The organism is Dactylosporangium fulvum, assembly GCF_025137375.1.
Classification (GTDB): Bacteria; Actinomycetota; Actinomycetes; order Mycobacteriales; family Micromonosporaceae; genus Dactylosporangium; species Dactylosporangium fulvum.
In genome coordinates this window covers 4,471,563-4,493,164 of record NZ_CP073720.1, presented here as the reverse complement: position 1 = coordinate 4,493,164, position 21,602 = coordinate 4,471,563, and the positions used below count along the sequence as shown (strand labels likewise).

Sequence of the window (21,602 nt, the reverse complement as noted above, 5' to 3'; positions counted from 1 at the left end):
TCGGGCGGACGCATCCGCCGGCGAGGACAGACAAGCCTCCGTCACTGTGCGACATACGGGATCGTCTGGGGCCCTTCGGGGAGGACGCAGCAGCGGGCGTCGGGGCCGGCCTGATGCAGGGCACGCTCGACCTCCGCGCCGATGTCGGGCACCTCGTCCAAGTGGGCAGCCTCGAGCTGTTGGGCGTCAAGGCCCTCGCAATGCACTCCGACGCTGGCGTAGGTGCAGGTGCGTGCCTGGATCTGGACCTGCCATTGGTCCGGAAGCGTTTGCTCCCGGGCTGCGATCTGGTCGAGTAGTGCCTGTGGTGACTCGGCACTTGTGAGCACGTCGACGTACGACCCGTGATCGGGGTAGCCGTCGCTGCACTCAGCGGCGACGATCAGCCGCCCTCCTGGTTTGGTGATGGTCGCTCCGGCCGACATACCTTTGACCGCTTGATAGAGGTTCTGGTCCAATGGGTAGCCGGAGTTGGTCGTCACGACGACCTCAAACGGCGCATCCACCCGGACCATCGACAATTCGCGAGCCGTGCGGCACGCGGCGCGGTGCATGGCGATCAGGTCACCGGCGAACGCCTGGACGATCTGGTGGTTGCGGTTCATCACCACATCGACGGCGAAGTCGCAGCCGGTCATCTGGGCGACGGCGCGGACATCGTCGTGTACCGGGTTTCCTTCGGTAATCGACCAGGTCGCATTGGGATTTCCGATCCTGTGCGCGTCGTGCAGAACCAGCACCGTGTCGAGGCCGGCCAGTCCCGGAGCGATCAACTTCGGCCCGCCGGAGAACCCGGCGAAGAAGTGTGGCTCAACGAAGCCGGTCGTGATCTTGACGTCGGCGTCAACCCAGGTCCTGTTGAGCCAGACCGGCACTCCCGCGCCCGCCATGCCGCACCAGGTCAGGTCGGAACCGTCCCGCGCGTCGTGGTTGACCACGTTGACGGTTCGAAGAATCTCTGGGCCGAGCATGTCGAGCAGCTCCGCCTCGGTATTGCCGCGATGCGTGCCGGTCGCGACGATGACGACCACGTTGGCGAGATCGACGAGGTCGGAGATCTCGTCGAGAATCTCCGGCACCATCACATGTCGTGGCTGGGCTCGTGTTCCGTCACAGACTGAGATGGCGACGGTGGTGTGGCGCCCGGCGCCCTTGGCGATCAGACGGTCGCGCAACGGAGGTCCGGCGACGGGATGACGAATCGCGCGGCGGACCTCGGCCGCCTGATCCGCGGCCCCGTCGGCGAAGCGTGGCTCCACCACCATTATGCGATCAGCTGGCAGGTCGACCTCGAGTCCGTGGCGCCCATAGGCCAGGCGCACACGGCGGGTGCGACTCACTGCGCGCACCGGTGTGCCGAAGATCGTGATCCGGCCGTCTCGATCCGTCCAGTGGTCATCATCGGCTCCTGGCCTTCCGCGGCGTCGTCGCGACGACGCCGTTCCAGAGTGGTTGGTGCAGGCCACGGACGCCGGGTTTGATGGTGAAGAGGCACCCGGACATCGGGTACGTGACGATGTCGGCCTCGTCCAGGTCCTCTGTCGCTGTGGTGATGAGAAGCGTGTTCAAGTCGTCACCCGCGAACGCGACGCTCGACACGTGTGGTGCGGGGACGTGAACGACGGAGAGGAGGTCCCCCACCGGTGAGTATCGGCGCACCTCGCCGAGGCCCCACATGGCAATCCACAGGCACCCTTCCGCATCGATGCACATGCCATCGGGGAATCCGTTCTCGAACCTCAGGTGGTCACGGCGAGCTCCCGTCGGACCGACGCCGGGCCGATACTGGCGTGCGTAGACCACGCGCCGTAGCGTGTCGACGCTGTACATGACGTCACCGTCGCGACTCCAGGCGAGGCCGTTGGAGAGCGTCAGGTCATCGTCGATCGGATGGACAAGCCCCGCGCCGTCCACCCGGACAAGGCGCTCCAGACCCGCGGCCGCATCATCGAGCGCGAGTGTCCCGACGACGAAGTCACCGGCAGGATCGGGCTTGCCATCGTTGAGACGGCGGACCGTTGCGTCGTCGACGATGCGGGGACCGGCAACGATCTCGCCGCCGGGTCGCCTGAACAGCAGGCCATCCGTCCCGGCGATCACCCACTCGCCGGAGGGAGACACCGCGACCGCCCCGACGGTTCCGCCCACCGCGACCTCGTCGTCGGTCGACACCGTGCCGTCGTCATGCAACGTGCCACTCAGGATGAGGCCGTTACTGATGTCGACCCACATGACCCGTCGACGGACGGGGTCCCAGACCGGGCCTTCGCCCAGCACGCAACGACGGTCGTTGGCGACCTGCACGGTCACGCCACGGTCGGCGGTCCGACCGTCGACGTCCCGGCCTGCGGTCGTCACGACCGCTCCCCGAGCCGGCCCACGCCCAATGGAGGACGCGCGGTAGCGCCACCGTCCACGACGATGTCCTGGCCCGTGATGAGCGATGCGCTATCAGACAGCAGGAATGCGATGACCGAGGCCACTTCTTCGGGCTCACCCATCCTGTTCATCACATGCAGCCCTTCGTCGGCAGCTCGGGCTGCCACCGGATCCGCGGCGGCGTCCCACTCCTCCGTGCACATCCGGGTGCGTATGGCACCAGGAGACACCGAGTTCGCCCGCAACCCGCGGGGGCCGTACTCCACAGCGAACTGGCGGGTCATCGCCACGATCGCCCCCTTGGTCGCGGCGTAGACGAACGCCGCCGGAAAGCCGCGGCTCGCGTGAATGGACGCCACCGAAACCAGGGCTCCGCCCGAGGTCATCGCCCGGGCCGCGGCCGCGCAGCCCCAGACGGCACCCAGGAGATTCACATCGATCTGGGCCCGGACGCTCTGCTGCTCAACCTCGGCCGCCGAGCCGTTGATCTGGATGGCCGCGTTGTTCACCCAGCCCTTGAGTTCACCGAGGTCGGACGCGCGGGAAACCGCTGCTTCGTGTGTCGCGGGTGCTGACACATCGCCAGCGACTCTGGCCACGGACGCGGGTAGCCGATCGAGCTCGGCCGCATCCCGATCAACGCCAACGACAGCCCATCCATCCGCAACGAGGGCACGTACCGTGGCCGCGCCGATGCCGCCTGCGGCACCTGTGACGACAGCAACGTTCACTCGATCCCCGCCAGTCCCTGCCGGGTGTCCTGCAAATCGTCTCGCATCGCGGCTGCCGCTCCGTCCTCGTCCTGCGCGGCGATACGGTCGCGAAGGGCGGTGTGTCGAGTGATGGCCGCCTCAAGATCCCCGCCGTGTGCCAGGTACGACTGCCACACGGCCAGTCGCGACTTCATCAGCAGCGGACTGAGGCCGTCGAGGATCAGCCCGAACAGCGGGTTGGCTGCGCTCGCGATGGCACGGTGGAACTCCAGGTCGACGGCGAGCATCTGCTTGTCGTCAGTAGCGGTCCGCATCGCATGCAGCAGATCACTGAGCCGAGCGATGTCGGGGAGTTGCGCATGCCGGGCCGCGATGCGAGCCGCCCCCACCTCCAGCACCTCCCGGACGTCGTGCAGCTGCTCGAAGGAGATCCCGTCGTAGCTGACCCGCGTCTCGAACAGCGAGGACAGATGGTCGCCGCCGGGGAGCGCGACGACGCCTTCGCGCCCTTGCTGCCGGCGGATCAGCCCACGCCCGGTCAGCTCGGCCAGCGACTCGCGGATCACGGTGCGCGAGACACCGAACCGCTCAGCCAGCTCACCGGTCGGCGGGATGGAATCGCCTTCCGCCAGACCCTCATCGCGTAGCAACTGGAGTAGCTGCCCAGACACGACACTCGTCAGCGGAACACGCGCGTCAGAGGTCACCTTGTCGCCCATGCAGCCCACTCTAGTACGACAAGCACTCCAAACGCTACCGAGCGGCTGGCGGCAATCAGCTGGACACTTAACATACAAGTGATTGACAACGTTCCGTGCGAGGCCCTAGGTTTCTGCCCAGCACAAGGCTAGTGGCATGCCGAACTGCCACGTGAGGCCACAGACCTAGGAGCGTTGTGACCAAGATTGACAGTGTCGACTTGTACTACTTGTCGATGCCCACGGTCGAGAACGTCGCCGACGGGAGCCAAGACGTTCTGCTCGTCCGGGTACGCGCCGGCGGCTGGGAGGGATGGGGTGAATGCGAAGCCTCGCCCCTGGTCTCCATCGCCAGTCTCATCGCACCGATGTCGCACAGCGCGTGCCAGCCGGTTCTTGGCTCCGTCCTCGGTCAGACCATCGACAGCATCGACGACGTCCGGCGAATCACCGCGCTCGTCCGGGCCAACTCGTTCGACCAGCTCCAGGCAGCACACACGCTCTCGGGCATCAACATCGCGCTGTGCGACCTGCTCGGCCGCAGATACGAAGTGCCGGTCCACGAACTCCTCGGCGTCCGCGCCGCGTCACCCAAGACTCCGTACGCGTCCACCCTGTTCGGGGCGACGCCCGACGAGACGCGGGCCGAGGCTACCCGGCTGGCTGGCATGGGCTTCCGGGCGGTCAAGTTCGGGTGGATGGGATTCGGAGAGAGTTCCCTCTCCGCCGACGTCGACCAACTCGCCGCCGCGCGCGAGGGCTTGGGGCCGGATGTGGACCTTCTTGTCGATGCCGGCATGGCCTGGGTCGGCCGTCCCGATCAGGCACGGGCACGCATCCCGGCGCTGCACGATTTCCGGGTGCGCTTCATCGAGGAGCCGTTCGTTGCCGAAGAGTTCGACGCCTACGGGGAGTTCGGCACCGCGGCGAGGCAGGTCGGCGTGGCGGTGGCCGGGGGCGAGGGGTGCCACAACGTCCCCTTGGCGCTCACGATGATGACGCACGCCGGTCTGGACTACGTGCAGATCGATGCCGGACGGATCGGCGGCATCACCGAGGCCAAGGACGTCGCCGACGCCGCACTCTCCCAGGGCCGCACCTTCCTCAACCACACCTTCACCTCCCACCTTGCCCTGAGCGCGTCGCTCCAGCCCTTCGCCGGGCACGGTGCCGAGGGGCTGTGCGAATACCCCGTCAACCCCAGGCCGGTCTCGTACGACCTGACGACCACGCACATTCCCGTCGACGGCGACGGTCTCGTCCGGATTCCCGATGCTCCCGGGCTGGGCGTGACGCCGAACCGCCGGACCATCGCGACCTACCTGCAACAGGTCGAGATCAGCGTCCAGAAGCGGATCCTCTACCGGACGCCTGACCTCGATGTTGTCTCACCAGCCGACGAGGAGATCGCCGCATGAACATCCTGGCCATCGGTGCCCACCCCGACGACGTCGATCTGCTCTGCGGTGGGACGCTGGCGAAGTACGCCCGCGCCGGCCACCGGGTCACGGTGGCGATCGCCACGAACGGTGACGTCGGTTCCACGACCCTCAGCCGGCCCGAGATCGCGGCGATCCGCCATCAGGAGTCGCTGGCCGCGTGCGAGGTCATCGGCGCCGACCTCATCTGGATGGGCTTCGAGGACGAGTGGCTGTTCAACGATCGCGAAACGCGTACCCGGTTCATCGATGTCTATCGGCAGGCGCGGCCCGACATCGTGATCGCCCACTCCACCGGCGACTACCACCCGGACCACCGGGTGGCCGGTCAGGTGGCGGCTGACGCGCGGATTCCGGCCGCCGTCCGGCTCGTCGAGACCTCACTCGCGGAGCTGAGCGTGATCCCGAAGCTCTACACGATGGACACCGTCGGGCAGCTCGAGCAGGGCCTCGACGTCCACGTCGACATCAGCGACGTGATCGATGTGAAGGCCGACATGCTCAGCGCCCACGTCAGCCAGAAGGACTGGCTCACCCACATCTTCGACATGAGCTACATCGAGTTCATGAGAGGTCAGGCAGCGACCCGCGGTGCCGAGATCGGTGTCGCCTTCGCGGAGGCCTTCCGCGAGGTCCCGGCCTATCCGCCGTCGCGTCCCGATCTGCCGCCTCTCGGCCACGTCTAGCGCCACACACCCAAACGAGGAGTACGACCATGGCAATCACCCGACGTGCCTTTCTCGGGGCCGGGCTCGGTGTCTCGGCAATCGCAGTGCTCGGCGCCTGCAACAACTCATCGACTGAATCGAACGGGTCCGACGGCGAGGTCGCCGGTGAGATCCGTTTCTCCATCTGGTTCGGGTCGAGTGACATCGACATGTGGAAGCAGGTCGTCGCCGGCTTCACTGCGGCCCACCCCAAGGCCAGCGTCAAATTCGAGCCGCTGGAGTACAACCAGTACTACACCAAGCTCAACACCCAGTTCGCCAGCGGCAATGCACCCGACGTGCTGGGCATGCAGTTCCAGTCGCGTGTCTGGGGACCATCCGGTCTGCTCGCCCCATTGACCGATGCGGTGTCCGCCGACATCGGCAAGCTGCCGGCGTCCCTCATCCGCTACGGGCAGGCGACGGTCGACGGCGCCACAAAGCAGTACGCCCTGCCATGGCGCTTCGTCGGGCACTCACTGTACGGGAACCTGACCGCCATGAAGGAAGCCGGAATCGCGCGACCGGACTCGTGGCGGCTGGACGATCTGGTCGCCGCCGCCAAGGAACTCACCACCCACGACGCCTTCGGACTGTACGTCCCCGGCGTGTCAGGTGAGACGGCCATCGCCAGCACCTTCGGCGCGTCGCCGGTGTCGGCCGACGGCAAGACCGCCACCTACAACACTGATGCGATGATCGCCCACAAGACCTTCCTCCGTGACCTGATCTACAAGCACAAGGTCTCTCCCGGCCCCGATGTGCTGTCGAAACAGAAGGACCCATTCGCCAGTGGACAGGCGCGTATGGTCTTCGCCGGCAGTTGGAGCAACCCGACCTTCCGCAAAGGAGTCACCGCGTTCGACTGGGACATTCTGCCGAACCCGGAGGGGAAGCAGAAGGCCAAGAACTATGCCGGCCCGGACCACATCGCTGTCTACGCGAAGAGCAAGAACCTGGCGACCGCCACCGCGTTCGTCCGGTACGCCGTCTTCCAACGGGAGGCGCAGACGCTCATAGCGGCTACCGGCGCGCCGGTCCTCAACGACTACCTCAAGGACCCCCAGCGCATCGAGTCCGAGGCCAAGCTGAAGCCGGCGCACTACGAGTACTTCATCGACGAGGCGACGGAGAACGGCACCGGCTGGACGTTCGTGCCGGCGTTCGCGGAGCTTGAGAAGCTTGAGGGCGATGCGAACTACGCCATCATGTCCAATCCTGGTTCCGACATCCCCGGCATCCTGAACGACCTCAACGTCAAGGTCCAGTCCGCGCTGGACAAAACGAAGTAATGGCCCCGTTGTCGCAGACCCGTCGGGTGCGCGGCGCCCGGCGGGTGACACCGGGCGCCGCACCGTGGTTGCCCGTCCTGCTGCTGCCGGTCACGGTGGGTCTCGTACTGGTCTATTTCTCGGCCGTGTACGGGCTGACGCTCGGATTCACGGACTGGGACCTCATCTCCAGCTCGACGTGGGTCGGCACCGAGAACTTCGCCGAGATCCTGGACGACGACCGGTTCTGGAAGGCGCTTCGCAACACGCTCCAGATCGTGGCGGTGACGGTCCCGGGGAAGGTGGCGATCGGTCTGGGGCTGGCGATCCTGCTCTCGCGCATCCGCCGCCTGAGTAGCTTCTTCCGCCTCGCCTTGTTCTTCCCCACCAGCTGCTCCGTCGTCGCCGTCGCCTTCCTGTGGGTCTACCTGTACGACCCGAACGGTCTGTTCAACTCGTGGCTCAGTGCCCTGGGGTTCGACGCGGTGAAGTGGATGTCGCCCGACCATGCCCTGACATCGGTCAACGTGATGATCATTTGGGGTGGCGTCGGGTACGTCGCGCTGCTGTTCCTCGCCGGCCTGCAGTCGATCCCCACCGAGTACTACGAGGCCAGCCGGCTCGACGGCGCGTCGGCATGGCGCCAGTTCTGGTCCATCACCTTCCCGCTGCTGACCCCGACAACGTTCTTCGTCGTCGTCACGGGAATCATCACGTCACTGCAGACCTTCGGTGAGGTCTTCATCCTGGCCGGTCCGATGGATTCGACCTTGACCATCACGAGCTACATCTACGAGCGCGCGTTCACCGGCTTCGAGATGGGTTATTCGGCGGCGCTGTCAGCCTTCCTGATCCTGATCCTTCTGGCGGCCACATGTGCTCAGCTGTGGTTCCAGCGTAAGTGGGTGACCTATGAACGTTGAGCCGGATCGGCGTCCCGACGCGACGCCTGGGCGGGAGGCTCGCCGCAACCGCACCGGCCGTCGCGTCCGTGGCTGGGAGTACGTCGTTCTCTCTGTGGCCGTCGTGATCATTCTCGGGCCGTTCCTCGTCGCCGCCCTCACATCGCTACGGACTAATGCCGACTACGTCAGCTCCACGTCGGTGATGCCGACCGAGTTCACCCTCTCGAACTACGTCAGGGTATTCGAGGAAATTCCCATGGGGAGAATGATCCTGAACGGGCTTCTCATCGCCGTACTCGGGACCTTCGGTGGACTCGTGGCCAGCCTGGTCGGCGCGTTCTGCTTCGCCAAGCTTCGATTTGCCGGGCGGGAACCACTGTTCGGTGTTGTGTTGTTCACCATGCTCGTACCCAGCACAGTCACCCTGATCCCGCTGTACACGATCATCCGGGCAGTCGGTTTGGTGGACTCGCCGTGGGCGCTCATCCTCCCGGCCTGTACAGGTAGCGCCTTCGCGGTGTTCTTTCTACGACAGCACTTGATGAGCGTGCCTCATGAATTCTACGAAGCCGCCGCGCTCGACGGCTGCTCCGTCCCCGGAACCATCTTTCGTGTGTACCTTCCGTTGGTTCGCGGGCCGCTCGCGATCTTGGCCATCCTGAATTTCCTCGCGTCGTGGAACGATCTGCTGGGCCCGTTGATCTATCTCAACACGCCCGAGAAGATGACGCCAACCGTCGGCCTGACCTACTTCAGAGGGCAATACACGACCGACTTTCCGGTCATGCTGGCCGGCTCTCTGGTCGTGCTCGTCCCGACGACGATCATCTTTCTCGTCTTCAACCGCCATATCCGCGATGGTCTTGCGATCAGTGGCAGCCTCAAGTAGCTGCCGGTCTTCTGAGGAGTCTCTGTCGTGTTCTCGCTCACGCTTGTCAGCGGACGGCCGATCACCGGGCACGTCCGGTGCGCGGAGGCCCGTCCGGCAGTCCACTCGACAGGGTCTGCAGGGTCTGCAGGGTCCGCCGGAACGCGGTTCAGCGGGTCCCGGGTGACAATGACCTGGGATGAGCGTCCAACGGAGCTCGTCCAGCTCAGCATCGACGACACCGAATTCGCATTGTGGGCTGACCAGGTCACACGCGAGCACCCGGTACTGGTGCCGACCCTGGGCATCGCAATCACGTGCGGTGACGACGACCGCGACTACCTGGCGATCGCCGCCGACGTGACACGCCGATCCGGACTCTCGGCCCTCCAGACTCTCGATGCGGCTGACGAGCATTCGTACACCGCGGCGGCCTCCCGCGGTCGCCGGTTGCACTCGCCGACCTGGCTGGGGCTAAGCCGCGACATGCGCCTCTTCGCGCTCGGCTTCAACGGTGTCGGCTCCGGCAACGCGTCGGAACGGATCTGGGATTGGATCGCGCCCCAATGGCACGGTGAGGCGACGGCGCTCGCCGAGTCGGACGAACTGCCGGTCCGATACCTCTACATGATGGGTCGTGGCCTCGGCCCGCACGACTCGACCACGCGGCGGCTCCGCGGCGGGTGCCTGCCCATTCTTGACGTCACTCGACACGACGGCGGAATCCGCTATGACCTCACGGCGTTCGTGGCTCCCGAGCGGACGCCGCTCGACGACATGACGAGTCTCGGCACGCCCTTCCTACTCGTAGACGGCCACAGCGCGGGCCACATGTTCACCGATGCCCAACAGGCCGAGTTCGATCGGCTCACGACGGACCACGCGCCGGCTGAAGAACTCGTCCTCTTCGTGCGCATGCACGCCACCAACGTCACGGCGGTACCGCGATACGCCTTCATGAAGGCACCCGAGCCGCATCGGGCCGGCGCCGATACACCGATCGACAAGCCGCTGGACAGCGGCCTGGACCCATTGGCCGGCGCGTTGGTCTTCGGCTCGGGGCGCGTCGCCTACACGGCGACGCTGGACGATCGGCCGCTGCACACCGAGGAAGTCGCATCGCTACTGCAGCCGGGCTCGTCGACCACGCTCGACATCCGGCTGCCGCACCGGCCGATTCCCCTGCCGCGAGCGTCTGCCCTGCGCGACCGTGAGTTCGACGGCGTCCTCGCCGATGTCGAGGCCTTCTGGATGAACAAGCTCTCGACCGCCGCCACGATCGAGGTGCCCGAACGCCGGATCACCGAGATGGTCGCCGCAGGACTGCTGCACCTCGACCTCGTGACCTACGGGGAGGACCCCGACCAGACGCTCGCACCGACAATCGGAATCTACGCCCCGATCGGCTCCGAGAGCGCACCGATCATCCAGTACTTCGACTCGGCCGGCCGCCCAGACCTGGCGGAGCGGTCACTGCGCTATTTCCTGGACAAGCAGCACGATGACGGCTTCATGCAGAACTTCGGCGGCTACATGCTGGAGACCGAGGCGACCCTGTGGTCGTTGGGCGAGCACTTCCGCTACACACGCGACCTCGCCTGGGCCGCCACGGTCCTGCCACAGATCGACCGGGCCGTCGGCTACATCCTTCGCAACCGGGAACAGTCGCGCGAGACCGGTGTGCCGTACGGTCTCCTGGTCGGCAAGACGTCCGATCCCGAGGATCCATTCGCGTCGTTCATGCTCAACGGATACGCCGTTCTCGGTCTGTCTCGCGCCGCCGAGATCGCTGACGCGGTCGACGTCGACCGCGCCGGCCGGTGGCGTGCAGCGAGTGAGGAACTCAAGGCCGACGTGCGAGCCGCGTTCGCCGATGCGGTCGCGCATTCACCTCTGGTGCCGCTCGGTGACGGAACCTGGGTCCGTACCGCGCCGCCGTGGCACGGTCACGGCGGGCCGCTAGCGCTCCGCCGGGACACATCGAAGTGGTACACCCACGGCACCTTCTTCGCGCGCGACTCGCTGAACGGCCCGTTGTGGCTGGTTCTGCAGGAGGTCCTCGACCCGTCCGAGCAGCTCACCACCGAACTGCTGGCGTACGCCGCGGAGATCCTCCACGAGGACAACACCGCATTGAGCCAGCCGTACTACAGCCCGCATCCGCTGATCCATCTGCGTCGTGGCGAGGTCAACGCCTTCCTGCGGTCCTACTACACAACCTTCGCAACCCTCGCCGATCCGGAAACGTACTCGTTCTGGGAGCACTACTTTCACGCCAGCCCGCACAAGACCCATGAGGAGGCGTGGTTCCTCATGCAGACGCGGTGGATGCTCTATCTTGAGGACGGCGACCGGCTCCGGCTCCTCCCGGGCGCACCGCGAGCCTGGCTGGCTCCCGGCCAGCGGATCAGGCTCAATGGTGTCCGCAGCTATTTCGGGCCACTGGCCGCGACGATCCAGGTCCACTCGGGCGGCAGCTTCCTCGACATCTCAGTCCATCTCGATCCTCAGCGTGCGCCGCGCGAGGTCCAGGTGCGCATCCCGCACCATTCAGGACGCCGTGCGCGCTCGGTGTCGTCCGGTCGCTACGACGCGGCCACGGAGACCCTCACGCTGGAGCCCGATGCCGGCGGCGACATCCGTGCACGCGTGTACTACTAGCCACCCGATCAGCGATTGATAGGAGTACAGGTGAGAGCACTGGTCTTGGACCGGGTACACCGGTTCGCCCTCAAGGAGCGGCCGACTCCCGACCCGGGTCCACACGAGGTGCTGGTACGGGTGACGGCAGCAGGTATCTGCGGCTCCGAGCTCGCCGGATTCAAGGGAACCGACGGCCTGCGACACCCCGGTCTGGTGTTCGGCCATGAGTTTCTCGGCTCGATTGCCGCGGTGGGGGAAGCCGTGCCGAACGACGGGGTCATCGCCGTCGGCGCCACGGTGACGGCCAACCCACTCCGGTCGTGCGGGCACTGCCGGCTCTGCCGGCTCGGGTCGCCGCAGCTCTGTCAATCACGACTGCTGCTCGGCGGGCACGTCGACGGCTGCAATGCCGAGTATGTCGTCGTGCCCGCAGCCTCCGTTCACGTGGTCGACCATCTCGCGGACCCGAACGCGACCGTGTTTGCCGAGCCCACCGCGTGTGCCCTGCACGCTGTCGCGCTGACGACGATCGAGCCGGGTGACTCCGCCCTGGTGCTCGGTGCCGGTCCGATCGGGCTGCTGATTCTCGAGGTGCTCCGTGCCCACGGTGTCGAGTCGCTCTGGTTCACCGAGCGCAACGATGCGCGGGCGACTGCGGCCGAGGCCACCGGGGCGGTGCGACTCAGCCACATCCCCACCGAACTCACCAGCCAGGTGCATGAGCTGACTGACGGACTGGGATCCGACGCCGTCTTCGACGCCGTCGGATCGAGCTCCATGCGGCTGCTCGCCGCCACCCTGACGCGACCCGGCGGCGATGCGTGTTTCGTCGGGCTTCACGACGCGGACAGCGTACTGCCGTGGCGTGATCTGATTCGCCGGGAAGTGACGTGCACCGGCAGTTTTGCGTACACACCGGCAGACTTCAGCGAGGCAGTCGAGTCGCTCGGACGGGGACACCTGCGCTTCCGTGGCGAGGTCGTGCGGGCACCGCTCGCTGACGGCCAAGCCTGGTACGAGCGGCTCCTCGACGGCCATCCAGCAGCCAAAGTCCTGCTGGAGCCGCGATCCGCGGACCAGGCAGACGTCCGAACGCCAGAAGACAAGACTGATGAGGTCTGACATCCACGACGACGGGCCGACCGTCGTCTACGATCCCGACGCGATCGACTGGAATCGTCCCGGGAAGCATCACTACCAGGTCGCGTTCCCGCTCGACGGCAGCTGGGGCTACTCTCTCGTCCCGCTCACCGTGATCAACGGCCGCCGGGGAAGCAGCGACGACAACGTCCTGGTCGTCGGTGGGACACACGGTAACGAGTGGGAGGGCCAGGTCGCGGTCAAGAGTCTGTGCCGTGACCTCGACCCTGACCAGCTCGCCGGCCGTATCGTCCTGATCCCGCAGCTCAGCGAGTCGGCATGTGCCGCCAGCTCCCGCTGGTCGCCGCTCGACGGGGTCAACATGAACCGAGCGTTCCCAGGTGACCCCGCGGGGAGCATCTCGTTCAGGATCGCCCACTTCGTGACGTCGAGCATTTTCCCGGTCGTTCGCGTCGTCATCGACATTCATTCAGGTGGACGCGATACCCGGTTTCCGTTTGTCGCCTCGTTCCATCCTGTCGAGAACATTCCTCAACGCCGGGAGATGGCAGACGTCGCCAAGCTGTTCGACACGCCCTTCGTCATGATCTACTCCAGTGACATGGCGTCCGGCCTCCTGACCGACGAGGCGGAAGCCGCAGGCAAGATCACTATCGGGACGGAGTTCGGCTACGGCGAGTCCGTCGATCGCCGTGGCGTGCAGCACGGCTACGAGGGCGTCCGGAACGTCCTTCGTCACTACGGGCTGCTCTCCGGATCCGTGACCAGGATCGAGCCGGAACGTACCACGCCCACCAGGTTCATCGAGGCGGCAACCCTCGACGGTTACATCGCGGCTCCCAGCGATGGGATCTGGGAACCGCTCATCGATCCTGGGGACGACGTCTTCACCGGCCAGATCGTGGGTCGCCTACACGACTTCTCCAGTCAGGCTTCGTCCCCGACGCCGATTGGCGCCCCCCGCGACGGCGTGGTCCTGATGATGCACTTCCCAGCCATGACGACAAAGGGACAGACACTCTTCTCCATCGGGCAGGAGGTCCCGTTCTAGGAATTGGAGTCACGCCCGAATGCGCTCCATTGCCGGGAACGACAACGCGACCACCGACCCTGCGAACAACTGCGGCAGACGTGTCGCCGCCACTGCACAGGAGTGAAGGCATGCGGATTCTGGTGGCCCCCGACAAGTTCGCGGGCACATTGAGTGCGCCGGAAGCTGCGGCGGCGATCGCGGACGGATGGAAGCGGCAAGCACCCGGCGACCATGTGGACATGGCGCCGATGGCCGACGGCGGCCCCGGATTCGTCGATGTTCTGCATACCAGTCTCGGCGGTCAGGTCGTCACGATTGATGTGCGGGGGCCGTTCGGCGACCGGGTACCGGCGAGCTTCCTGCTCGTCGGTGGAACGGCATACATCGAGTCGGCCCACGCGTGCGGCCGGCATCTGACCGACTCCAATCGCGCCGAGCACGCATCGACCTACGGGGTCGGCGAACTGGTGCTGGCTGCCCAGTACGCCGGCGCGACCCGGGTCGTCGTTGGCCTGGGAGGCAGTGGCAGCAACGACGGCGGAGCAGGGTTGCTGGCCGCCTTCGGCGCAACCGCGGACCGCCCCTTGGACGCCGGCGTGGCCGGTCTGGAGGGCGTGACGCATGTGGACCTGCCGCCGTCGCCCGGTGCCGAATTGGTGATCGCCACCGACGTCGACAACCCGCTGGTCGGGCCCACGGGTGCCACGAAGGTGTTCGGCCCGCAGAAGGGGATCCCGGAGGCGCAGGTGGTGCGCTGGGACGCGGCATTGGCGGCCTACGGCACCGTGACGGGTCGGATGGCGGCCTCGGCCGCCGGTGCGGGCGCCGCCGGCGGGTTGGGTCACGCGCTGCTACTGCTCGGCGCTGCGCGGCGTTCCGGGGTCGACGTTGTGGCAGAAGCGGTACGGCTGTCCGAGCGCACGGCGCATGCCGACCTGGTGGTGACCGGCGAGGGCTCCTTTGATCGGTCCAGCGCTGGCGGGAAGGTTCCGGCGGGGGTCGCGGCGCGTGCTGCCGAGGCGGGCCGCCCGTGCGTGGTTCTGGCCGGCCGGGTCGACCTGCAGAGTGCCGACGTACGGGCGCTGGGGGTCGACGCCGCCTACTCACTCGTGGAGACCCTCGGCGTCGAGCGGGCGCTGAGGGAACCCGCCGCGGCACTGGCCGATCTGGCTTCTCGCGTCGCACGTGCCCGGTCTCGATGAGTGCCGGCCGGTCCGTTGTCCAGTTGGGTTCATATCGATTTTGGTTCATATCGACGACGAGTTCGGCACGCAGCGCGGGGCGGCTGACCGCGCCACCCGCGCCGCGTGTACGCCAGCGCCGTAACCGTTGTCGATGTTCGTGACGACGACCCCCGGAGCACAGGAGCTGAGCATGGCGTGGAGGGCAGTTACACCGCCGGCAGCCACACCGTATCCGGTGCTTGTGGGCACGCCCACCAGCGGTGTGCCGACCAGTCCTGCGACCACCGACGGGAGTGCGCCTTCCATCCCGGCGACCACGATCAAGCAGTCAGCATGCGCGAGCTGTTCGCGGACCGCGAGAAGACGGTGCAGTCCGGCTACGCCGACGTCGTCGATTCGTTCGACTCCGGCACCATGCACTCGCGCCGCCACCGCGGCCTCCGCGGCCACCGGTCCGTCGGAGGTGCCGGCCGCCACCACGACGACCAGGCCGCGAGGCGGTGGCAGAGGGCCGAGGACGGCTGTTCGCGCGACGTTGTCGATCACGGCGCCGGGAAGTTCGGCGCGCACCGCCTCACGGGCACCGGCATCGAGGCGCGTTGCCAGAACCGCGCGGTCCGGGTGGCGCGCGTGCAGCTCCGCGAGCGCGCTGACGACCTGCACGACTGTCTTCCCTGGCCCGTACACCACCTCGGCGTCGCCGGTGCGGCGGGCCCGGTCGACGTCGAGTCGTGCCCAACCCAGGTCCACCGTCTCCGGGTGGTCCGACGTGTCCGGCATGCAGGCCGCCTCCCGCCATCGTTGCGTGGATTACACATTACATGCAATCGTTAGCGTCGTGGTATTCGATCGGGCCCGTCTCGCCGACAAGGCCTACCAGTGGATCAAGGACCAGATCCTCGCGCGCGAGCTCGTGCCCGGGCAGCGCCTGAGTGTGCCGGCGATCGCCGAGGAGCTCGACCTCAGCCGCAGTCCGGTGCGCGAGGCCGTACAGCGGCTGGTCCAGGAGGGGCTCAGCGAAGAGCGTCCCCACAAAGGCGCGGTGGTTGCCAGCGTTGACGTCCTGGAGCTGGTGGATCTGTACGAGGTGCGTGCGGCCCTCGAGGGTCTGTCGGCGCAGCGGGCAGTGCGTGCGCGGGACGCGATGCTGCTGGAGGAGCTCACGGCGATCCACCGTGACCACCGGGCGGCGGCAAACGACGGGCGACTTGCCGATGTGATCCGTGCCGACATGCTGTTCCACGGCCGCATCGCCGCAGCGGCCGGCAATGCCCAGCTCGTGCGCTCACTGGCGCCACTTCTGCAGCGGATGTCACTCGCGATGCTCGCTGGTGAGCAGGAGCGAACAGCCGAGGCCCTGTCCGAGCACGAGGCCGTCATCGAGGCTATTCGCGCCGGGGAACCGGAGAGAGCGCGAGATTCCATGACGGACCACCTGGAGCGGGTCCGAACACGGTTGCTGGCCAGGGTCTCGGACACGGAGGAAGTGGCACTGTGATCGGAAGGACCGGCGTGGTTGATCTCTTTGCCGTGCTCACCGGCGCCGACGCCGACGCGGCGGATGCGTTCACTGTCCAACTCGGCTCCGCACGGAGCGTCGCCGTGGCGTTCTCAGGGGGAGTCGACTCCTCGCTCACCACGGCCTTGGCCGCGCGCTTCCTCGGTCGAGATTCCGTCGTCGCCGTGCTGGGCGTCAGTCCGAGTCTGGCCGAGTCGGAGCACCGACGGGCACAGGAGACGGCAGCCGCAATCGGAGTGCCGCTGGTTGAGGTAGCCACCCAAGAGCTACAGGACGCCCGCTACGTCGCCAACGGTGGTGACCGCTGCTACTTCTGCAAGCGCGAGCTCTATACGCGGGCCTTCGCCGACGCTGTTCGCGCCACGGGCAGCGAGTTGCTGCTCAACGGAGACACTGCCGACGACCAGGTCGACGACGACCGGCCTGGGCGGCGGGCCGCAGAGGAGCTCGGCGTCCGGTCACCGCTCGCAGCCGCAGGCATCGGCAAGCAACAGGTGCGATCGCTCGCCCGTGCGCTCGGACTGCCCGTCTGGGACAAACCCGCGGCGCCGTGCCTGGCGAGCCGAATCGCGGTGAACATCCCAGTCACCGTGGATGTCCTCGCCCGCGTCGAGCGTGCCGAGACGGCGCTTCGCCGCCTCGGCCTCCGCGAGCTGAGAGTGCGTCACCTCGGGCGGCAGGCGCGGGTGGAACTCGGCGCCGACGACCTGACGCGCGTACGAACGCAGAGCCTGGACCAGCGGGTGCTCGATGCCGTGCGCGATGCCGGTTACCCGGCGGTGGTCTTGGCCGATACTCCGCTGCGACGGGCTTGAGCCGTGGCCGACGCGTGGTTGCAGTGTGCCTGCGGCGCCAGCGGTGACATGCTCCTCGGCGCGCTGCTGGACGCGGGCGCCTCACTCGCCGCGGTGCGCGCCTCGATTGCTGCGCTAGGGGTAGAGGGGATCGACATCACCCTCCAGCCCGTGCGTCGCGCAGGGATGGTCGCGATCAAGGCGCACGTCATCACGGCGGAGTCGCACCACCACCGCAGGTGGGCAGAGATTCGGCGAATGCTGGAAGGCACCCGGCTGCCCGACCGGGTCCGGGAGCGCGCTGTCGCAGTCTTCGAGCGGTTGGCCGAGGCGGAGGGCCTGGTCCACGGCGTCCCTCCCGAGAAGGTGCATTTCCACGAGGTGGGCGCACTCGACGCCATCGCCGACATAGTCGGCGTCTGCGCAGCCGTCGAGGACCTCGGTCTGCGCCACATCGGTGCGGACACGGTAGCGGTGGGCTCCGGCACTGTCCGCACGTCGCACGGCCTCCTCCCCGTACCGGCCCCGGCGGTGGTGTCGCTACTGAGCGCGACCGCAGCGACGATCGCTGCAGGACCGGTCGCACGGGAGCTGTGCACGCCCACAGGAGCCGCGCTGCTCGCCACGCTCGTGGACCACTGGGGTCCGATGCCTCCCATGCGAATCGCAAGCTCAGGCACCGGCGCAGGGACGGCTGACTTCCCAGAAGCCCCGAACGTCCTGCGCGTCCTCGTCGGCGATCGCGCGATGGAGGACGACGACATTCCGTTCGTCGGGTCGGTCCTGCTCGAGGCGAACGTCGACGACCTGGATCCACGACTGTGGCCGGCCGTCCTCGAACGGCTGATCGCCGCCGGCGCAGACGACGCCTGGCTGACGCCCGTGCTCATGAAGAAGGGTCGCCCTGCGCACACCGTCTCGGCGTTGACCTCGCCCGAGCTGGCGATGGCGGTTCGCGGCGCACTCTTCCGCGAAACCTCAACGATCGGCGTACGCGAGACACTCGTACGGAAGCAGGCGCTCGTGCGTACCGAGGGCACCGTGGAACTGGACGGCCATCGAGTGCGCGTAAAGTACGCACAGCTCGGCGGCGTCGTCGTCAACGCTCAACCGGAATACGACGATCTGGCCGATGTCGCCGCCACCACCGGCCGCCCGATCAAGGAGCTGCTGGCCCGAGCGGTGAGTGCTGTGAACTCGCGATGACTCTCAACCATCAAGACCGATGCGTGGACATCGGCTACCGGTCCACACAGCCGGCAGGCCGACACACGGTGGCGGTTGGTGGCCCGCGGATCGCGGCATTATGCAGGCAATCCGTGCCAAGTCGATCATGATGCTGGTCTGGAAGAAGGCGCAGGTTTCGCAGATGGCTTCGAAGGCGCAACGGCTTGGGCGTGAGGGAAATGCCGGCAACGGTGTTCGCCGGGTGAGCACGCCGACGACCGCCTCGCACCCCGCCGGCCGGAGTCGGCTCGCCTCCGTCGACGGCGAGCTGCTGAGTGCGCTGGATCGGGTCGCGCCGGGCACGACCCGGGCCCGCGCCAGCGATCGGCTCGGCATGGCTCACGACGCTTCGCACTACCTCCTCACCCCGCAGGCCGTCCTGGTGCCCCGGGACGCCGGCCAGGTGGCGGCGCTCATGCGCGCCGCGGCCGGGCTCGGTCTCGGCGTGACGTTCCGCTCCGGCGGCACCAGCCTGAGCGGGCAGGCCGGCACCGAGCATCTGCTCGTCGACGTGCGCCGGCATTTCCGCACGGTTGAGGTCCTCGACGGCGGCGCCCGGGTCCGGGTGCAGCCCGGCGCGGTGCTGCGCCAGGTCAACGCGCGCCTCGCCCCCTTCGGGCGCAGGCTCGGTCCGGACCCGGCCAGCGAGTCGGCGTGCACGATCGGCGGGGTCATCGCCAACAACTCCAGCGGCATGACCTGCGGCACCCACGCCAACACCTACCAGACCCTGGAGTCGATGACGCTCGTGCTGCCCAGCGGCACCGTCGTCGACACCGCCGCCCCGGACGCCGACGAGCGGCTGCGTGCCCACGAGCCGGCCCTGACCGCCGCCCTTGAGCGGCTGCGCGACCGGGTCCGCGGCAACCCGGACTCGGTCCGGCGCGTCACGGCGCAGTTCGCGATGAAAAACACCATGGGCTACGGCCTCAACAGCTTCCTCGACCACACCGCACCCGCGCAGCTCCTCGCCCACCTCGTCATCGGCAGCGAAGGCACCCTCGGCTTCGTCGCCGAGGCGGTCTTGCGGACCGTGCCGGTCCAGCCCGCCGCCTCGACCGGGCTGGTGGTCTTCCCGACGCTGCGCGAGGCGATGGCGGTCATGCCCGAGCTCGTGGCGGCCGCGCCGGCCGCCGTGGAACTGCTCGACGCCGAGTCGCTGCGGGTGGCGCAGGCGCTGCCCGGCCTGTCCGTGGACCGGCACGCGGCGCTGCTGGTCGAGTGGCAGGAACCGGACGGCGACCGGCTCACCGAGCGCGAGCACGAGGCGCAGCGGCTTTTCGGCGGCTGGAACCTCGCCGTCCCGGCCAGGTTGAGCCGGGACACGTCCGGCCGGGCCGGGCTGTGGCACATCCGCAAGGGCCTCTACGCCGCCGTCGCCGGGGCCAGGCCGTCCGGCACCGTCGCGCTGCTGGAGGACGTGGCCGTCCCGGTGCCCGTCCTCGCCGACCTGTGCGACGACCTGACGGCACTGTTCGACCGGCACCGGTACGAGCGCAGCGTCATCTTCGGCCACGCCAAGGACGGCAACCTGCACTTCATGCTCAACGATAAGTTCGGCGCCGGCGACGACGTGCAGCGCTATGCCGACTTCACCGAGGAGATGGTCGACGCCGTCCTCGCCCGCGGCGGCACGCTCAAGGCCGAGCACGGCACCGGCCGGGTCATGGCACCGTTCGTGCGGCGGCAGTACGGCGACGAGCTGTTCGACGTCATGCTCGAGGTCAAACGGCACTGCGACCCGGCCGGCACCCTCAACCCCGGCGTGCTGCTCACCGACGACCCGCATGCCCACCTGCGCCACCTCAAGCCGGTCGTCACCGTCGAGCCCGAGGTCGACCGGTGCGTCGAGTGCGGCTACTGCGAACCGGTGTGCCCCAGCCGCGACCTCACCACCACCCCGCGGCAGCGCATCGTCCTGCGCCGCGAGCTCGCCGCCGCCGAGGCCGCCGGCGACACCGCACTCGCCCGGCAGTTGGAGCGGGAGTACCGCTACGACGCCGTCGACACCTGCGCCGTCGACGGCATGTGCGCGACCGCCTGCCCCGTCCTCATCAACACCGGCGACCTCACCAAGCGGCTGCGGGCCGAGCATCACGGACGTGCGGCGCGGCGCACGTGGGGCACGGCGGCGAAGCACTGGGACACCACCACCCGGGCCATGAACCTCGCCCTGGACCTGGCGGCCGCGGCACCACCCGCCGTCGTGGAGGGCACCACCCGGGCGGCTCGCCGGATCGGCAACCCCGACGTCGTGCCGGCCTGGAGCCGCGACCTGCCCCGCGGCGGCGTCCGGCGCCGCGCCGCACCCGATCCGGCCGCCGGTGCCGTCTACCTGCCCTCGTGCCTCAACACCATGTTCGCCCCGGCCCGCGGCGGCGACGGCGTCATGGCCGCGGTGCGCAGGCTCGCCGACCGGGCCGGCGTCCGGCTGCACATCCCCGAGGGGGTGGGCGAGCTGTGCTGCGGCACCCCGTGGTCGTCCAAGGGTCTGCCGGACGGGTACGAGATCATGCGGCGTCGCGTCCGCGACGTCCTCGCCGCCGCGACAGACAACGGCCGGCTCCCGGTCGTCACCGACGCCGCCTCCTGCACGGAGGGCTTCGACCGGCTCCTCGCCGAGGTCACCCCGGCCGTCGAGGTCGTCGACGCCGTAACGTTCGTGGCCGAGCACGTGCTGCCGCGGCTGCCCGCCGGTCGGCGGCTGCCGTCGCTGGCGCTGCACCCCACCTGCTCCTCCACCCGCCTCGGCCTCGACGCCGCGATCGCCCGCATCGCCGGCGCGGTAGCCGAGCGCGTCGTCGTCCCCGACGGCTGGCAGTGCTGCGCCTTCGCCGGCGACCGCGGCCTGCTGCACCCGGAGCTCACCGCGTCGGCGACCCGCGCCGAGGCGGAGGCCGTCGCCCGCGACGGATGCGCCGCCCACGCCTCGGTCAACCGCACCTGCGAGATCGGGATGACCCGGGCCACCGGCCACACGTATCACCATCTGCTCGAACTGCTCGACCGGATCACCGCGACCGACTGACGCGAAGGCTCGGGCCACGCCGGTCGCCGAACCGCCTTCTAGCGGCATCGAAGAAGTAACGAGAATGAATGCCTTTTCCTATTTTACAGATGG

At 67.9% G+C, this 21,602-nt stretch carries 18 protein-coding genes; 13 read left to right on the top strand and 5 right to left on the bottom strand.

The window, feature by feature from the left end:
- Positions 1–41: 41 nt before the first annotated feature.
- From larA to Dfulv_RS21170, 4 genes are read right to left on the bottom strand one after another with little or no spacing between them, the layout of a single operon-like run.
- On the bottom strand, positions 42–1,340 hold the full coding sequence (gene larA, locus Dfulv_RS21185; RefSeq protein WP_259865959.1) for a nickel-dependent lactate racemase: 1,299 nt from the start codon (positions 1,338–1,340) through the stop codon (positions 42–44).
- Between the two features lie 58 nt (positions 1,341–1,398).
- On the bottom strand, positions 1,399–2,358 hold the full coding sequence (locus Dfulv_RS21180; RefSeq protein WP_259865957.1) for an SMP-30/gluconolactonase/LRE family protein: 960 nt from the start codon (positions 2,356–2,358) through the stop codon (positions 1,399–1,401).
- Positions 2,355–3,110: an SDR family NAD(P)-dependent oxidoreductase gene (locus Dfulv_RS21175; protein ID WP_259865955.1), complete on the bottom strand. Its 756-nt coding sequence runs from the start codon at positions 3,108–3,110 to the stop codon at positions 2,355–2,357. The genes Dfulv_RS21180 and Dfulv_RS21175 overlap by 4 nt, the downstream gene beginning before the upstream one ends.
- Positions 3,107–3,811 carry a FadR/GntR family transcriptional regulator gene (locus Dfulv_RS21170; protein WP_259865954.1) on the bottom strand — a complete coding sequence of 235 codons (705 nt, stop codon included), beginning with the start codon at positions 3,809–3,811 and terminating at the stop codon, positions 3,107–3,109. The genes Dfulv_RS21175 and Dfulv_RS21170 overlap by 4 nt, the downstream gene beginning before the upstream one ends.
- Positions 3,812–3,987: 176 nt before the next feature.
- Here Dfulv_RS21170 and Dfulv_RS21165 point away from each other — a divergent pair, with 176 nt between their 5' ends.
- The 9 genes from Dfulv_RS21165 to Dfulv_RS21125 all read left to right on the top strand — a co-directional run bounded on the left by Dfulv_RS21165 (position 3,988) and on the right by Dfulv_RS21125 (position 14,959).
- Entirely contained in the window at positions 3,988–5,208 is a 1,221-nt protein-coding gene (locus Dfulv_RS21165) for a mandelate racemase/muconate lactonizing enzyme family protein (protein WP_259865952.1), read from the top strand.
- Complete coding sequence (locus tag Dfulv_RS21160; RefSeq protein ID WP_259865950.1) at positions 5,205–5,915, top strand: PIG-L deacetylase family protein; 711 nt, start codon at positions 5,205–5,207, stop codon at positions 5,913–5,915. Before Dfulv_RS21165 ends, Dfulv_RS21160 begins: the two co-directional genes overlap by 4 nt.
- Positions 5,916–5,944: 29 nt before the next feature.
- Positions 5,945–7,228 (top strand): ABC transporter substrate-binding protein, encoded by a 1,284-nt coding sequence (locus Dfulv_RS21155; protein WP_259865949.1) that lies wholly within the window; start codon positions 5,945–5,947, stop codon positions 7,226–7,228.
- 8 nt (positions 7,229–7,236) lie between these two features.
- On the top strand, positions 7,237–8,130 hold the full coding sequence (locus Dfulv_RS21150; protein WP_259865947.1) for a carbohydrate ABC transporter permease: 894 nt from the start codon (positions 7,237–7,239) through the stop codon (positions 8,128–8,130).
- Positions 8,120–9,001, top strand: a complete 882-nt coding sequence (locus tag Dfulv_RS21145) for a carbohydrate ABC transporter permease (RefSeq protein WP_259865945.1) — start codon at positions 8,120–8,122, stop codon at positions 8,999–9,001. The genes Dfulv_RS21150 and Dfulv_RS21145 overlap by 11 nt, the downstream gene beginning before the upstream one ends.
- A 168-nt stretch (positions 9,002–9,169) precedes the next feature.
- Positions 9,170–11,641, top strand: coding sequence for a hypothetical protein (locus Dfulv_RS21140; protein ID WP_259865942.1), 2,472 nt, complete (start codon positions 9,170–9,172; stop codon positions 11,639–11,641).
- 108 nt (positions 11,642–11,749) lie between these two features.
- Positions 11,750–12,745, top strand: coding sequence for a zinc-binding dehydrogenase (locus tag Dfulv_RS21135; RefSeq protein WP_259865939.1), 996 nt, complete (start codon positions 11,750–11,752; stop codon positions 12,743–12,745).
- 130 nt (positions 12,746–12,875) lie between these two features.
- Positions 12,876–13,775 carry a M14 family metallopeptidase gene (locus Dfulv_RS21130; protein ID WP_259865937.1) on the top strand — a complete coding sequence of 300 codons (900 nt, stop codon included), beginning with the start codon at positions 12,876–12,878 and terminating at the stop codon, positions 13,773–13,775.
- 110 nt (positions 13,776–13,885) lie between these two features.
- A complete protein-coding gene (locus Dfulv_RS21125; protein ID WP_259865935.1) occupies positions 13,886–14,959 on the top strand; it encodes a glycerate kinase family protein in 1,074 nt (357 codons plus the stop codon).
- A 45-nt stretch (positions 14,960–15,004) separates the two neighbouring features.
- On the opposite strand, the gene larB is transcribed toward Dfulv_RS21125, so the two are convergent.
- Entirely contained in the window at positions 15,005–15,721 is a 717-nt protein-coding gene (larB, locus tag Dfulv_RS21120; RefSeq protein WP_259865933.1) for a nickel pincer cofactor biosynthesis protein LarB, read from the bottom strand.
- Here larB and Dfulv_RS21115 point away from each other — a divergent pair.
- The 4 genes from Dfulv_RS21115 to Dfulv_RS21100 all read left to right on the top strand — a co-directional run bounded on the left by Dfulv_RS21115 (position 15,720) and on the right by Dfulv_RS21100 (position 21,509).
- Positions 15,720–16,439 (top strand): GntR family transcriptional regulator, encoded by a 720-nt coding sequence (locus Dfulv_RS21115; RefSeq protein ID WP_259867821.1) that lies wholly within the window; start codon positions 15,720–15,722, stop codon positions 16,437–16,439. The genes larB and Dfulv_RS21115 overlap by 2 nt on opposite strands.
- Positions 16,436–17,275 (top strand): ATP-dependent sacrificial sulfur transferase LarE, encoded by an 840-nt coding sequence (gene larE, locus Dfulv_RS21110; RefSeq protein WP_259865931.1) that lies wholly within the window; start codon positions 16,436–16,438, stop codon positions 17,273–17,275. Before Dfulv_RS21115 ends, larE begins: the two co-directional genes overlap by 4 nt.
- A 3-nt stretch (positions 17,276–17,278) precedes the next feature.
- Complete coding sequence (gene larC, locus Dfulv_RS21105; protein ID WP_259865929.1) at positions 17,279–18,460, top strand: nickel pincer cofactor biosynthesis protein LarC; 1,182 nt, start codon at positions 17,279–17,281, stop codon at positions 18,458–18,460.
- A gap of 223 nt (positions 18,461–18,683) precedes the next feature.
- The gene (locus Dfulv_RS21100) at positions 18,684–21,509 is read left to right on the top strand and encodes an FAD-binding and (Fe-S)-binding domain-containing protein (RefSeq protein ID WP_259865927.1); all 2,826 of its coding nucleotides are present in this window, start codon (positions 18,684–18,686) and stop codon (positions 21,507–21,509) included.
- Positions 21,510–21,602: the final 93 nt, after the last annotated feature.

Coding starts and splice junctions, on each gene's coding strand:
- Dfulv_RS21170 (WP_259865954.1), bottom strand. CDS start 3,811: ATGGGCGACAAGGTGACCTCTGACGCGCGTGTTCCGCTGACGAGTGTC.
- Dfulv_RS21160 (WP_259865950.1), top strand. CDS start 5,205: ATGAACATCCTGGCCATCGGTGCCCACCCCGACGACGTCGATCTGCTC.
- larB (WP_259865933.1), bottom strand. CDS start 15,721: ATGCCGGACACGTCGGACCACCCGGAGACGGTGGACCTGGGTTGGGCA.
- Dfulv_RS21140 (WP_259865942.1), top strand. CDS start 9,170: ATGACCTGGGATGAGCGTCCAACGGAGCTCGTCCAGCTCAGCATCGAC.
- Dfulv_RS21155 (WP_259865949.1), top strand. CDS start 5,945: ATGGCAATCACCCGACGTGCCTTTCTCGGGGCCGGGCTCGGTGTCTCG.
- Dfulv_RS21145 (WP_259865945.1), top strand. CDS start 8,120: ATGAACGTTGAGCCGGATCGGCGTCCCGACGCGACGCCTGGGCGGGAG.
- Dfulv_RS21125 (WP_259865935.1), top strand. CDS start 13,886: ATGCGGATTCTGGTGGCCCCCGACAAGTTCGCGGGCACATTGAGTGCG.
- Dfulv_RS21115 (WP_259867821.1), top strand. CDS start 15,720: ATGCAGGCCGCCTCCCGCCATCGTTGCGTGGATTACACATTACATGCA.